This window comes from Streptomyces sp. NPDC022552, assembly GCF_055561875.1.
In genome coordinates this window covers 15804-28978 of record NZ_JBVHGJ010000014.1, presented here as the reverse complement: position 1 = coordinate 28978, position 13175 = coordinate 15804, and the positions used below count along the sequence as shown (strand labels likewise).

The following is a 13175-nucleotide window of genomic DNA, read 5'->3' as shown; positions in this document are numbered from 1 at the left end:
CCTAGCCGCCGACCTGCACCAGCCTCGCCTCGTACGCGAACACCGCCGCCTGCGTCCGGTCCCGCAGCCCCAGCTTCACCAGGATCCGGCTCACATGCGTCTTGATCGTCGACTCGGCCACCACCAGATGGTCGGCGATCTCCGCGTTCGACAGGCCCTGCGCGATCAGCACCAGGACCTCGGTCTCCCGCTCGGTCAACTCCCCGACCTGCGCCAGCGCCGGAGCCTTCGGGGTCTCCGCCGCCTTCGCGAACTCGGTGATCAGCCGCTTCGTCACGGTCGGCGCGAGCAGCGCCTCGCCGGCCGCCACCACCCGTACCCCGTCGGCCAGCTGCCGCGCGGAGGCGTCCTTCAGCAGGAAGCCCGAGGCGCCGGCGCGCAGCGCCTGGTACACGTACTCGTCCAGGTCGAACGTCGTCAGGACGAGGACCTTCGCGTCCGCGTCCGCCGCGACGATCTCGCGGGTCGCGTCGATGCCGTTCAGCTCGGGCATACGGATGTCCATGAGGACCACGTCCGGGCGCAGCGCCGCGACCTGGGCGATCGCCTCGCGGCCGTTGACGGCCTCCCCGACGACCTCGATGTCCGGCATCGCGCCCAGCAGCACCGAGAAGCCCTCGCGGACCATCATCTGGTCGTCGACGATCAGGACGCGGATCACTGGTCGGTCTCCTCACGGGTCACGGGGATGAAGGCCGTGACCTCGTAGCCGCCGTCCTCGGTCGCCTCGGCCGTCATCTCACCGTTCAGCATCGTCACCCGCTCGCGCATCCCGGTGATGCCGTGTCCCGCTCCCATCGATGGGGGCTGGCGAAGCCCTCCTTGAGAGGTGGTGGCCGGGTGACGGGCGGGCTTCACGAGGCCGCGCGCGGGGCCGTTGACGATCCGCAGGCCCAGGCCGCCGAGGACGTACGACACCTCGACCTTCGCGCCGGCGCCCGGCGCGTGCCGCAGCACGTTGCTCAGCGCCTCCTGAATGATCCGGTACGCGGAGAGCTCCACGCCCTGCGGCAGCTCGCGGACCGCGCCGGTCACCGTCTGCTCGACGTCGAGCCCGGCCTCACGGACGTTGCCGATCAGCCTGCCGAGGTCGGCCAGCGTGGGCTGCGGGGCGTCGGGGGCCTCGTAGTCCTCCGCACGTACGACCCCGAGGACGCGGCGCAGCTCGGTCAGGGCGGCGACGGCGTTCTCGCGGATGGTGACGAAGGCCTGCTCCAGCTCCGGCGGCGGGTTCTCGACCCGGTAGGGCGCGGCCTCGGCCTGGATGGCGACCACCGACATGTGGTGGGCGACGACGTCGTGCAGCTCGCGGGCGATGGTGGTGCGCTCCTCGAGCAGCGTCCGCCGGGAGCGTTCCACGGCGGTCACGGTCTGCTGCGCGGTGACGGTCTCCTCGGCCTCGCGGCGGACCTGGACGACGGTCACGAAGAGCATCGCGAGCGCGGCCGGGAAGAGGACCGACACGGCGTTGTCGCTGCCGCCGCGGAGGGTGGCGGCGAAGAAGGCGTACGCGAGGGTGATCATCCACAGCCAGGCGGCGGTACGGGGCCGGGTGCGGGCGGCCACCACCGTCATCACCACCACGTGGGCGATACCGGACGTCGGGCCCCACGGCCAGCCGTCACCGTACGAGCCGAGGAAGGCGACGAAGGGGGTGAAGGACAGCGACGCCCAGAACGCGAGCACCGGGCGGACCAGCGTCAGCAGCACGGCCAGGGCCGGCATCCCGGCGAACACCAGGACGAACACGCCGTTGCCGGGCCCGATGTCCAGCCCCACCGCGAAGACGAAGAACGCCAAGGCGGCGACGACCGCGTGCGGCGTCCAGCGGGCCTTCCTGCGTATCCGCTCCGGCAGGCGCCGGGTCACCGGGCCGTCGACCGCCATCGGATACAGCGGCCGGTAGGCGAACGCGTCATGGAAGAGGTCCTGGCGCAGCCCACCGAGCGCGCCCTGGGCCAGGCGGAACTCGGGGCTGCGGCTCGTCTCACGGGTGTCTGTCACGTCAGCAACGGTACGGGCGGCGCCGGACGCGGTCGTCACCATGACGGCGGATCCTCCCGCGTCCGTCCCAGGTACTACACGCCCCGCGCGACGCCTACGCCCGGAACGCGTCCGCGTGGTCGGCCGCCCACGCGGCGAAGGTGCGGGCCGGGCGGCCGGTGACCCGCTCCACCGTGTCGACGACCGTCCGCCCGGCCTCGGGGGTGTTGCCGTACGCCTCCAACAGGAAGGCGACCACGTGCTCCTCCAGACCGGCCGACCGCCACTGGCCGACGGCCTCGTCCTCGGTCAGCTCGACCAGCCGGATCTCCCGGCCGCGGGCCGCGCCGAGCGTCGCGACCTTGTCCTGGAGGGTGAGCACCTCGGGGCCGGTCACGACGTACGACCGCCCGCCGTGCCCCTCCTCGGTGAGCGCGACGGCCGCGACCGCGCCGATGTCGCCCTCGTGGACCATGGCGCTGAGCCGGTCCGCGAACGGCTCGCGGACCTCGTCGCCGGCCAGGATCCCCGGCGCCCACTCCAGGGCGTTGGACATGAACTCGACCGGCATGACCACCGTCCAGTCGAGCCCTTCGCTCTCCTTGACCGCACGCTCCAGAGGCGTGTCCTCGCCGCCGTGCAGCACGGTCACCCGGCGGACCCCCGCCTTCACGGCGAGCTCCATGAGCCGCGGACCGGTCTCCAGCGGAGCGAAGGCCTCGCCGCCGAAGGTGATCAGGTGGAGGCCGGTGACGCCCTGGAGGGCGACGGCGAGCGTCTCGGGGTCGGTGAGGTCGCCGACGGCGACCTCGACGGAGGCGGGGAGCACGGCGCGGGCCTTGCCCGCGTCCCGGGTGAGGGCGCGGACGGCGTGGCCGCGGGCGAGGAGCTCGGCGACGACCTGACGGCCGACGGTGCCGGTGGCCCCGGAGACGAGGACCTTCTGGCTGCTGCTGGTGGTGCTCTGCTCGTTCGTCATGCTTCGACGGTAGGGAGGCTCGCGGTCAGCTTCTGTCCGCAAGCCGACCACTGCCTGCCGACAGCCGGAGACCCGTCAGAACGCCAGCTGTGCGATCTCCTCCGCGACCACCGCGCACGCGTCCGCCGCCGGGTCGATCAGCGGGAAGTGGCCGACGTCCTGGAGGAGCGTGAAGCCGACCGTCTCGCCCGCCTTCGCCGCCGCCTCCACATAGGCGTCCGCGACGGCCTGCGGGACGACGACGTCGTCCCGGCCCTGGACGACCGTGGTGGCGATCCCCGTCGGCAGCAGCAGCGACGGGTCGGCGTGCCGGGCCCGTACGTCGAACTCGCCCTCCCCGCCGAGGAACTGGGTCACCGCCCCGCCGCACACCCCGAGCTCGACGGCCCGGTCGAAGTGCGCGATGGGCGCGAGCGCGACCACTCCGCGCAGGGCGGGCGGGGCCGGCAGGCGCCAGGGCGCGTCGGGCGCGAGGACGTGCCGGGCCGCGGCCCAGAGGGCGAGGTGGCCGCCCGCGGAGTGCCCGGTGAGCACGATCCGGCGCGGGTCGGCCTGCGGCAGATGCTCGGCGGCCAGCCGCGGTACGGCGTCGAGGGCGGCGGCCACGTCGTCGAGGGTCTCCGGCCAGCGGCCGGCGACCGGTCCCGTACCCCCCTGACGGGGGATGGACCCGCCCCGCCGGTACTCGACGTTGGCGACGGCGAAACCCCGGCGGGCCAGAAAGTCCACGAAAGGAGTCAGATGCTGCCGGTCGTACGGCGCCCGCCAGGCACCGCCGTGCAGGGCGACGACGAGCGGCGCCCGCTGCCGGCCGTCGCGCGGCGCGTAGAAGTCGACGACCTGGTCGGGGTGTTCGCCGTACGCGGCGGACGCGTCCGGGGCGACGGCCGGGTGCGAGAACGCCGACGCTTCTTCGGCGGCGTCGCGCGCGGCGGGGTCCGGCATGCTGTTCCAACCTCTCGGGGACGGGGCCGAATTGGCCTGACCTGCGGGGACCGTATCAGGACTGACGCCCCCACAGATCAAGCGATCATCGGACCGTCCGACCTCAACCGTCGAGGCCGGACCCCACCTCCGCCAGCACCTCGGCGAGGACGCGCGCCGCCCGCTCCGCGTCGGCGAAGCCGACGTACAGCGGCGTGAAGCCGAACCGCAGCACGTCGGGGCGGCGCAGATCGCCCACCACCCCGCGGCGGATCAGCTCCGGCATGACGGCGGGCGCGTCGGCGCACCGCAGCGCGACCTGGCTCCCTCGCTCGCCGTGCGCCTCGGGCGTCAGCGACTCGACACGGCCTTCCGGAACGTACTCCCGCACGCACTCCAGGAAGAAGTCCGTCAACGCGAGGGACTTCGCCCGTACGTCCTCGATGTCGACGCCGTCCCAGACGTCCAGCGCCGACTCCAGGGCCAGCATGGACAGGATGTCGGGCGTACCGACCCGGCCCCGCAGCGCGCCCTCGGCCGCCGCGTATCCGGGGGTCATCCCGAACGGGTCCGCGTGGGAGGTCCAGCCGGGCAGCGGCGAGTCGAAGCCGGCCTGGTGGCGTTCGGCGACGTACAGGTACGCGGGCGAGCCGGGGCCGCCGTTGAGGTACTTGTACGTGCAGCCGACGGCCAGGTCGACGCCGTGCTCCTCCAGACCGACGGGCAGCGCGCCCGCTGTGTGGCACAGGTCCCAGATCGCGAGGGCGCCCGCCTCGTGCAGCGCGGCCGTGATCCCGGGCAGGTCGTGGAGCCGGCCGGTGAGGAAGTCGACGTGGTTGACCAGGGCGGCGGCCGTACGCGGTCCCGCCGCCTGCGCCATGTCGGCGGGGGCGACGGGCACGAGCCGACGGCCGGTCATCCGGGCCGCCGAGGCGGCTATGTACCCGTCCGTGGGAAACGTCGTGGCGTCGACGAGGATCTCGTCCCGGTCGTCCGGGCACAGCCGGGTGGCCGCGACGACCGCCTTGAAGACGTTCACGCTCGTCGAGTCGCCGACCACGATCCGGCCGGGGGCGGCGCCGACGAGCGGGGCGATCCGGTCGCCGATCCGCTCGGGCGCGGTCCACCAGCCGCTCTCGTCCCAGGAGCGGATGCGCAGCTGCCCCCACTCGCGGGTGATGACGTCGGCCATCCGGTCGGGCACGTGCGCGGGGAGTGCGCCCAGCGAGTTCCCGTCGAGGTAGACGGTCGCGTCGTCGAGGGCGAACTTCTCCCGCAGCTTCGCCAGCGGGTCGTGCGTGTCACGGAGCAGCGCGTTCTCGCGCAGGGCCTCAGACATGGCTGCGCGCCGTCCAGAGCTCCGGGAACACGTTCTTCTGCGCCCGCTTCTCCAGCCAGGCGACGCCCGCCGAGCCGCCGGTGCCGGTCTTGGAGCCCATGGCCCGGCGGGTGGCGACGAGGTGGTCGTTGCGCCAGCGCCAGATCAGCTCGGCGACATCGCTCAGCGCCTCGCCCAGGCGGACGAGTTCGCCGTTCTGGTCGCCGTCGGCGTAGATCCCGGCCCAGATCTCCTCGATCTCGGGCGACGGCTCGTACTTCTTCGCCAGATCACGGGCGAGCACGGCCTGCGGCACGGGCAGCCCGCGCCGGGCGAGGAGCCTGAGGACCTCGTCGTACAGGCTCGGCTCCTGCAGGGCCTTCTCCAGCTCGGCGTGGACGCGCGGCGCCCCGCGGTGCGGCACCAGCATCGACGCGGACTTCTCGCCGAGCAGGAACTCCATCCGCCGGTACATCGCCGACTGGAAGCCGGAGCCCTCGCCGAGGGCCGAGCGGTAGGAGTTGAACTGCGCCGGGGTGAGCTGGGCCAGCGGCCGCCAGGAGTGGTTCAGCGCCTCCAGCTCGCGCACGGAGCGCTTGAGCGCGTCCATCGCCACGGGGATGCGGTCCTCGCGCAGCGCGCGGCTCGCGGTCTCCCACTCGTGGACGATGACGGTGAACCACAGCTCCATGACCTGGGTGGTGACCAGGAAGACCATCTCGCCCGGATCGTCGGAGCGGAGGTGCTGGAGGTGGGTGAGTACGTCCGCCTGTACGTAGTCCTCGTACGGCGTCGTGCCCGCGAAGTCGAGGTTCGGGTCTTCGACCGAACCGGCTTCGGAGGCATCGGGGAAGGTGGACATCGCTGTCTCCTCGATACGCAACTACCGGGTAGCGGTCCGCTCCTTCCGTGTGGCAAGTGGAGCCCCGGTCCCCTCGGGCCCGCGTGCTTCGTCGCACGCGGTCCCATGCGCATCATGGCACGATCGGACCCTCGATGTAGCTACCGTCTTCGTCATACGGATATGCGTTCGAACGGCATCCTTTGAGCCCCTTGATCTGCTGCATCATGACGGGCGCGGGCTTGCCCGCGCCGGGGCAGCTCATATGGGTCCGGATGCCGATCTCGTGCCCGACCTCGTGGTTGATGATCAGATGCCGGTACTCGGCCGGGGTCCCGCTGAACGTCGGGGAGCCCAGCAGCCAGCGCTTCAGGTTCACCACGACACCGTCCGTGGTCTCGCAGTTCAGCTCTCCGCGCGTGTTGAGGCCCTGGGCGAGACAGAGCTTGTCGGCGGTCGCCGGGGTGGCGATCCGGATGACGAAGTCGGCGTTCTCGGAGACCAGCTGGAACCGGCCACGGCCGTGGGCGGCCCAGCCGCGCGGATGGTCGAGGATCTGCTGGATCTCGGTGGCGACCTGGAGGGCGGAGAGGTCGATGCCGCCCTCGACCTGGACGCGGTAGCGGCGCAGGGAACCGCCGGTGCCGACGGCGTCGCCGGAGGACCGGGCGGTGGTGAAGCTGCCCGAGCCCTTGGCGGGCACCTTCGGCTTCTCGGGCGCGGGCGGCGGCTTCGGCTTGGCGGAGGTCTTCTTCGGTGCCGGTGTCGGGGTCGCGGCCTTCGGGGTGGGGATCGCCCTGGTCGTCTCGACCGTGCGGGAGGGCGTGTCCACGGCGCGATCGGTGCCGGTGTCCTGGCCGCTGTTGTAGTGGGCGAGGGCGGCGCCGCCACCGAGGGAGAGCGTGACGAGCGCGAGCGTCGGGAGGACGAGCCGTCCGATGGGGCGCCGCTCGGACCTGCCCCGGCCGCGGCTCCGGCTCCGACTCTGCGTTCGTCCCCGGCCCGCGGGTGCGGCGGCGCGCTTGCCCAAGACAGACTTCTCCCCTGCGTCGGCCGGTTGGGGGGAAGAGGGTGGGGCCTCTGTGCCGGCTGCTCTCGGTACAACGGTCCGAAGGATCGTAACCGCCGCTTCGAACGGCCTCGAACATTCCCGGAACGATGACCGGTTTCCCCCTGCCCCGCAGGACGGGGGAAACCGGTGCGTCTCGGCGGGCGTCGGCCCAGGGTTCCCGAGGCCGTCGCCCCAAGGCTTCCGCGGGCGTCGGCCCAGGGTTTCCGCGGGCTCAGCCCAGGGTTTCCGCGGCCGTTTCCGAGGAGTCGCGCAGGAACGTCGAGCAGCGCTCGTACTCGTCCTTCTCGCCGATCTCGCCGGCGGCCCGCGCAAGCGCGTGCAGGGCCCGCAGGAAGCCGCGGTTCGGCTCGTGCTCCCACGGCACCGGGCCGTGGCCCTTCCAGCCGCTGCGGCGCAGCGCGTCGAGGCCGCGGTGGTAGCCGGTACGGGCGTAGGCGTACGACTCGATGACGCGACCGCCCTCGTACGCCTCGTCGGCGAGCTGGGCCCAGGCGAGCGAGGACGTCGGGTACTTCGCGGCGACGTCCGCCGGCGCCGTGCCCGCCGCGAGCAGCTCGCGCGGCTCCGGGTAGTCGGGCAGATGGGTGGGGGGCGGTCCCCCCAGGAGGTTCTCGTGGATGGCCATGGGGCCAGTCTGCCTCAGCCGCCGCCCTCCCGTGCCGTGCGGTCCCCCGGGTCCAACGGGGGCGCTGTCACCCCGCAGTGGACCTTGCACTCGGGGTGGCAGCCGTCCGCCTCGGCCGGCTTCCGCACGGCCGCCCAGGCCAGGACCGCACCCGCCACCATCAGCCCCGCACACATCGGCATCGCCCGCCGGAACGTCTCCCCGAACTCCTCCGCCGAGCGGTACGCCTCCGGTCCCATCCCCGCCAGCGTCGGCAGCGCCGCCACCGCGAGCAGTCCGGCCGCCCGCGCCGCCGCGTTGTTGATCCCGCTCGCCAGACCCGCACGCGCCACGTCCACCGAGGCCAGGACGGTCGCCGTCAGCGGGGCCACCAGGACGGTCAGCCCGAGACCGAGCACCACCATCGCCGGCAGCACGTCCCGTACGTACGAGGCGTCCTCATCGACCCGCAGCATCAGGACCATCCCGCCGGCGCACAGCAGCGGCCCCACGGTCAGCGGAATCCGGGGCCCGATCTTCTCGCCCAGCTCGCCCGACTTCGCCGAGAGCAGCAGCATCAGGACCGTCGTCGGCAGCAGCGCCGTCCCCGCCGCGAGCGCCGAATAGCCGGACACCACCTGGAGCTGGAGCGTGGCGAGGAAGAAGAAGCCGCCCAGCGCCGCGTACACGCACAGCGTCACCAGGTTGACCACCGTGAACAGCCGGGACGCGAAGATCGACGGGGGCACCATCGGCTCCGCCAGCCGCCGCTCCAGGGCCACGAACGCCGCCCCGACCACGACCCCGACCCCCGCGGCCCACCAGGCCTCGGCGATCAGCGCGTACGTGACGAGCGCGAGCGCGGTCGCCCCCAGGAAGGCGCCGAGCACGTCGAAGCGGCCGTGGGCGGACTCGTCGCGCGACTCGGGCACATGGCGCAGCGCCACCGGCACGCACAGCGCGGCCAGCGGCACGTTCAGCAGGAACACCCACCGCCAGCCGGGCCCGTCGACCAGCCAGCCACCGACGAAGGGCCCGATCGCCGCGCCCACCCCACCGAAGCCCGACCAGAGCCCGACGGCCTTGGCCCGGTCGTCCGGGTGGAAGCTCGCCTGGATCAGCGCCAGCGACCCGGGGGTGAGCAGCGCGCCGCCGACGCCCTGGAGGGCCCGGGCGGCGATCAGGACGCCCGCGTTCGGGGCGAGCCCGCACAGCAGCGAGGCGACGGCGAACCACACGATGCCGACCACGAACACCCGCCGCCGTCCGTACCGGTCGCCCAGCGCCCCGCCGAGCAGGATCAGCCCGGCGAGGGTCAGCATGTAGGCGTTGACGGTCCACTGGAGCGCGGCCATGTCGGTGCCGAGGTCCTCGCCGATGTGCGGCAGGGCGACGTTGACGACGGTGGAGTCGAGCAGCGCCATCCCCGAGCCGAGCACGGTGGTGAGAACGATCCACCGCCCGGTGCCCGAGGCGAGCCTGATGTCCATGCCTGCCATCGTCCTCGCGGGGGCGCCGGCGTGCATGTTGTTCGGGCGGCCCGGAGCGGTCAGGTCACGCGAAGCCTCGTCGCCGCCCGGACCAGCGCGTCCACGCCCCGTTGCGCCTTCTTCCGCGGACAGCCGACGTTCAACCGGACGAAGCCCGGCGTCCCGTAGACCTCACCCGGCATGATCGCGACCTTCTCGACCTCCACCAGCTCCCGCTGGAGCGCGCCGTCGTCGATGCCGAGCGGCCGCAGGTCGATCCAGGCCAGATAGCCGGCCTGCGGGGGCGTCCAGGTCACCCCCGGCAGCCCTTCCCGGAGCCGCGTCTCCAGCAGCCGCATCGTGCCCGCCACATACGCCCGAAGCTCGTCCAGCCAGGGCGCGCCCCGTGTGTACGCGGCGACGTGGGCGGTCAGGGAGAGCACGGCCGGGGAGGCGAGCCCCTCGCCCGTCTCCATACGGCGGACGAACGCCTCGTGCTCGTCGGGGTCGCCGATGATCCCGTACGAGCCGCTCAGCGCGGGAAAGTTGAAGGCCTTCGTGCCCGAGGTGATCAGGGCCCACCGCCGGCCGCGCCCCGCCTCGACGAACCGGCTGAAGGGCAGATGGCGCCGGCCGTCCGCCACCAGGTCCGCGTGGATCTCGTCGCTGACGACCGCGACCCCGTGCCGTTCGGCGAGCCGCGCGAACTCCGCGAGCTCCTCCTCCCGCCACACCCGGCCCGTCGGGTTGTGCGGCGAGCAGAGCAGCAGCATCGTGCTGTCCGGCTTCGCCAGCTCCGCCTCCAGCGCCTCGGTGTCCCCGACCGGGACGCGGCGCAGCTCGCGCCCGAGGCCGGTGACGGCCTTACGGAAGCCGTCGTACGTCGGGGTGTGCACCACCACGCCTTCGCCGGGCGCGGTCCACATCTGGAGCAGCTGCGAGAGCTGGCTCAGCACGGACGGGGCGTAGACCAGGGTCTCGATGTCGAGCGCGGTGTCGTGGCGGGTCGCGTACCAGTGGCGGATCGCCTCACGGAACTCGCCGATCCGCCACTCCGTGTAGCCGAAGACTCCGTGGTCGACGCGGTCACGCAGGGCGGTGAGCACCTCGGGCGGGGAGGCGAAGTCCATGTCGGAGATGGTGAAGGGAAGCAGCTCCCCGACCCCGAAGCGGTCCGCGATGTCGTCCCACTGGACCGAGCAGGTGCCCCGGCGGTCTACCTCGCGGTCGAAGTCGTACGTCGTCGTCACTCAGGCCTCCTGGAGAGCCGAAGGGCCCGACACCACCGAGTGCCGGGCCCTTCCTTCACATGTCACGCATTCAAACGTGCACCATGTGGCTGCGCCAGCCGATTACTTCAGCTTCGTGCCGGTCGAGCGCAGCGCGGCGCACGCCTCGGTCACACGCACGGCCATGCCGGCCTCGGCGAGCTTGCCCCAGGTGCGCGGGTCGTAGGTGGACTTCTTGCCGACCTCGCCGTCGACCTTCAGGACGCCGTCGTAGTTCTTGAACATGTGGTCGGCGACCGGACGCGTGAAGGCGTACTGGGTGTCGGTGTCGAGGTTCATCTTCACGACGCCGTTCTCCAGCGCGGTGGCGATCTCCTCGGCGGTGGAGCCGGAGCCGCCGTGGAAGACGAAGTCGAACGGGTTGGCCTTGCCGAAGCGCTCGGCGACGCCCGCCTGCAGGTCCTTGAGCAGCTCGGGGCGGAGCACGACGTTGCCCGGCTTGTAGACGCCGTGCACGTTGCCGAAGGAGGCGGCCAGCAGGTAGCGGCCCTTCTCGCCCAGGCCGAGGGCCTCGGCGGTGCGGATCGCGTCGTCGACGGTGGTGTACAGCTCGTCGTTGATCTCGTGGGTGACGCCGTCCTCCTCGCCACCGGTCGGGGTGATCTCGACCTCGAGGATGATCCGGGCGGCGGCGGCCTTGGCCAGCAGCTCCTGGCCGATGGCCAGGTTGTCGGCGAGGGTCTCGGCGGAGCCGTCCCACATGTGCGACTGGAAGAGCGGGTTCTGACCGGCCTTGACGCGCTCGGCGGAGATGTCGAGCAGCGGACGGACATAGCCGTCCAGCTTGTCCTTCGGGCAGTGGTCGGTGTGCAGCGCGACCGTGATGTCGTACTTGGCGGCGACGATGTGCGCGAACTCGGCCAGGGCGACGGCGCCCGTGACCATGTCCTTGTTGTGCTGGCCGCCCAGGAACTCGGCGCCACCGGTCGAGATCTGGATGATGCCGTCGCTCTCGGCCTCCGCGAAGCCGCGCAGCGCGGCGTGCAGGGTCTGGGAGGAGGTCACATTGATGGCCGGGTAGGCGAACTTGCCTGCCTTCGCCCGGTCGAGCATCTCGTTGTAGACCTCGGGGGTTGCGATGGGCATTCGTCCGCTCCTTGTGATGTGCGGGTGGGTGCGTTACTAGACCCTGACCTGGGGCGACGTCATCGTCGGGGCCCATCTTTCCAGACTCTTGTGCGGACACCGAGACGTGCGGGGCGGAGCGTTTCACGTGAAACACTCCGCCCCGCCCAAAGCCCCAGGTCAGGGATGCCCCCAGAGGCCTCCGGGACCTAAGTCACGACTTCGCCTCGATCAGGACAATGCCTCGATCAGCCGAGACCCAGCTCGTCGAGCGCGAAGGCGTAGAGGTACGGCACGCCCGCGGTGGTGCTGATCTTCTCGCCCGCGCCCGTCGCCCGGTCCACGATCGTCGCGACGGCGACGACCTCGGCACCGGCCGCGCGCGCCGCCTCGACGGCGGTGAGCGGGGAGCCGCCGGTGGTGGAGGTGTCCTCGACGATCAGGACCCGGCGGCCCTTGATGTCCGGACCCTCGACCTGACGCTGCATCCCGTGGGCCTTGGCGGCCTTACGGACGACGAAGGCGTCCAGTCGCTTCCCCTGGGCGGCGGAGGCGTGCAGCATCGCCGTCGCGACCGGGTCGGCGCCGAGCGTCAGACCGCCCACGGCATCGAACTCCAGGTCGGCGGTCAGGTCGAGCATGACCTGACCGACGAGCGGGGAGGCGGCGCCGTCCAGGGTGATCCGGCGCAGATCGACGTAGTAGTCGGCCTCCAGACCCGAGGAGAGGGTCACCTTGCCGTGCACCACGGCCTTGTCCTTGATCTGCTGGAGCAGGTCAGCGCGTACGTCAGTCATGCTCATGAGCTTAAAGCCGCCACCGGCTAGAGCCGCCGCCAGGCGAACGTGGCCGCGATCTCCAGCGGCTCGATCGGGGTCACGTACTGCGGGAGCGTGTTCAGTCCGTTCGGCGGGCCTGACTGCGGCTCCACACAGACCGCCGCCTCCTGCTCGTCGTAGATCACCACCCATTCGCTGCGGCTGGTCACCTTCAGCTCCAGCTGCTCCGGCCAGGTGAGGGTGACGTCGACACCGCCGGACATGCCGAAGCAGTCGTCCCAGGGGCCGGGGGTCGGGCCGATCCGCCGCCCGGTGGGGAGGTGGTCCTCGCCGCGCTCCTCCTGCCAGTCGGCCGTGAAGTCGATCCGTACGGGAGCACCGCCGTCGAGGCTGCGGTTGAACCAGGGGTGCCAGCCGGCCTGCGCCGGGAAGGAGTCGGCGAGGGTCTCGACCCCGAGCTGGAGGGTGAGGCCCTCCTCGGTGAGGGCGAAAGTCTGGGTGACCCGGCCGGCGTACGGCCACGGGTCCCCCAGCTCGTAGGTGAACGCCGCCGAGCGTCCGTCGTCGTCCGCCGTCCGGGCGGGCTTCCAGACGGCGTCGCGGCCGGTGCCGTGGATGGCGTGCGGCGGCGAGTTGAGGGGCATCTCGTGCTTCACGCCGCCGTTGCGGAACTGCCCCAGTTCGATCCGCCCGCACCAGGGCACCATCGGGAAGCAGCCGTACCGCTCGCCCTGGCGCAGCAGCTCCGTGCCGCCGATGCGCAGGCTCTCGATGCGGCAGCCGTTGTCGGGGTTGATGGTCAACTCGGCGTCGCCCGCCGTCAGTCGCGTCTGCTTGCTCACGCCCCGACAG

Annotated in this window: 13 protein-coding genes; all 13 read right to left on the bottom strand. The window is 72.1% G+C overall.

All coding sequences use genetic code 11. The features are described 5' to 3' along the window. Position 1: 1 nt before the first annotated feature. The gene (locus ACZ3OF_RS28930; protein WP_361681353.1) at positions 2–661 is read right to left on the bottom strand and encodes a response regulator transcription factor; all 660 of its coding nucleotides are present in this window, start codon (positions 659–661) and stop codon (positions 2–4) included. Further along, entirely contained in the window at positions 658–2046 is a 1389-nt protein-coding gene (locus ACZ3OF_RS28925) for a sensor histidine kinase (RefSeq protein WP_467307688.1), read from the bottom strand. The genes ACZ3OF_RS28930 and ACZ3OF_RS28925 overlap by 4 nt, the downstream gene beginning before the upstream one ends. Positions 2047–2098: 52 nt before the next feature. After that, positions 2099–2962, bottom strand: a complete 864-nt coding sequence (locus tag ACZ3OF_RS28920) for an NmrA family NAD(P)-binding protein (protein ID WP_361681347.1) — start codon at positions 2960–2962, stop codon at positions 2099–2101. 75 nt (positions 2963–3037) lie between these two features. Continuing rightward, complete coding sequence (locus tag ACZ3OF_RS28915) at positions 3038–3907, bottom strand: alpha/beta hydrolase (RefSeq protein WP_361681344.1); 870 nt, start codon at positions 3905–3907, stop codon at positions 3038–3040. Between the two features lie 103 nt (positions 3908–4010). Beyond that, positions 4011–5225, bottom strand: coding sequence for a kynureninase (kynU, locus tag ACZ3OF_RS28910; protein WP_467307686.1), 1215 nt, complete (start codon positions 5223–5225; stop codon positions 4011–4013). Beyond that, a complete protein-coding gene (locus ACZ3OF_RS28905; protein ID WP_361681337.1) occupies positions 5218–6066 on the bottom strand; it encodes a tryptophan 2,3-dioxygenase family protein in 849 nt (282 codons plus the stop codon). Before ACZ3OF_RS28905 ends, kynU begins: the two co-directional genes overlap by 8 nt. A 112-nt stretch (positions 6067–6178) precedes the next feature. Then, on the bottom strand, positions 6179–7075 hold the full coding sequence (locus ACZ3OF_RS28900) for a DUF3152 domain-containing protein (protein WP_467307683.1): 897 nt from the start codon (positions 7073–7075) through the stop codon (positions 6179–6181). A gap of 253 nt (positions 7076–7328) precedes the next feature. Continuing rightward, positions 7329–7742, bottom strand: coding sequence for a DUF3151 domain-containing protein (locus ACZ3OF_RS28895; RefSeq protein ID WP_361681331.1), 414 nt, complete (start codon positions 7740–7742; stop codon positions 7329–7331). A 14-nt stretch (positions 7743–7756) separates the two neighbouring features. Further along, on the bottom strand, positions 7757–9211 hold the full coding sequence (locus tag ACZ3OF_RS28890; protein WP_361681328.1) for an MFS transporter: 1455 nt from the start codon (positions 9209–9211) through the stop codon (positions 7757–7759). Positions 9212–9270: 59 nt separating this feature from the next. Beyond that, a complete protein-coding gene (locus ACZ3OF_RS28885; RefSeq protein ID WP_467307679.1) occupies positions 9271–10440 on the bottom strand; it encodes a MalY/PatB family protein in 1170 nt (389 codons plus the stop codon). Between the two features lie 102 nt (positions 10441–10542). After that, on the bottom strand, positions 10543–11565 hold the full coding sequence (gene fbaA, locus ACZ3OF_RS28880) for a class II fructose-bisphosphate aldolase (protein WP_361441925.1): 1023 nt from the start codon (positions 11563–11565) through the stop codon (positions 10543–10545). 227 nt (positions 11566–11792) lie between these two features. Next, positions 11793–12341, bottom strand: coding sequence for an orotate phosphoribosyltransferase (gene pyrE, locus ACZ3OF_RS28875; RefSeq protein ID WP_260228269.1), 549 nt, complete (start codon positions 12339–12341; stop codon positions 11793–11795). 26 nt (positions 12342–12367) lie between these two features. Next, complete coding sequence (locus tag ACZ3OF_RS28870; RefSeq protein ID WP_361681322.1) at positions 12368–13165, bottom strand: aldose epimerase family protein; 798 nt, start codon at positions 13163–13165, stop codon at positions 12368–12370. Positions 13166–13175 lie beyond the last annotated feature (10 nt).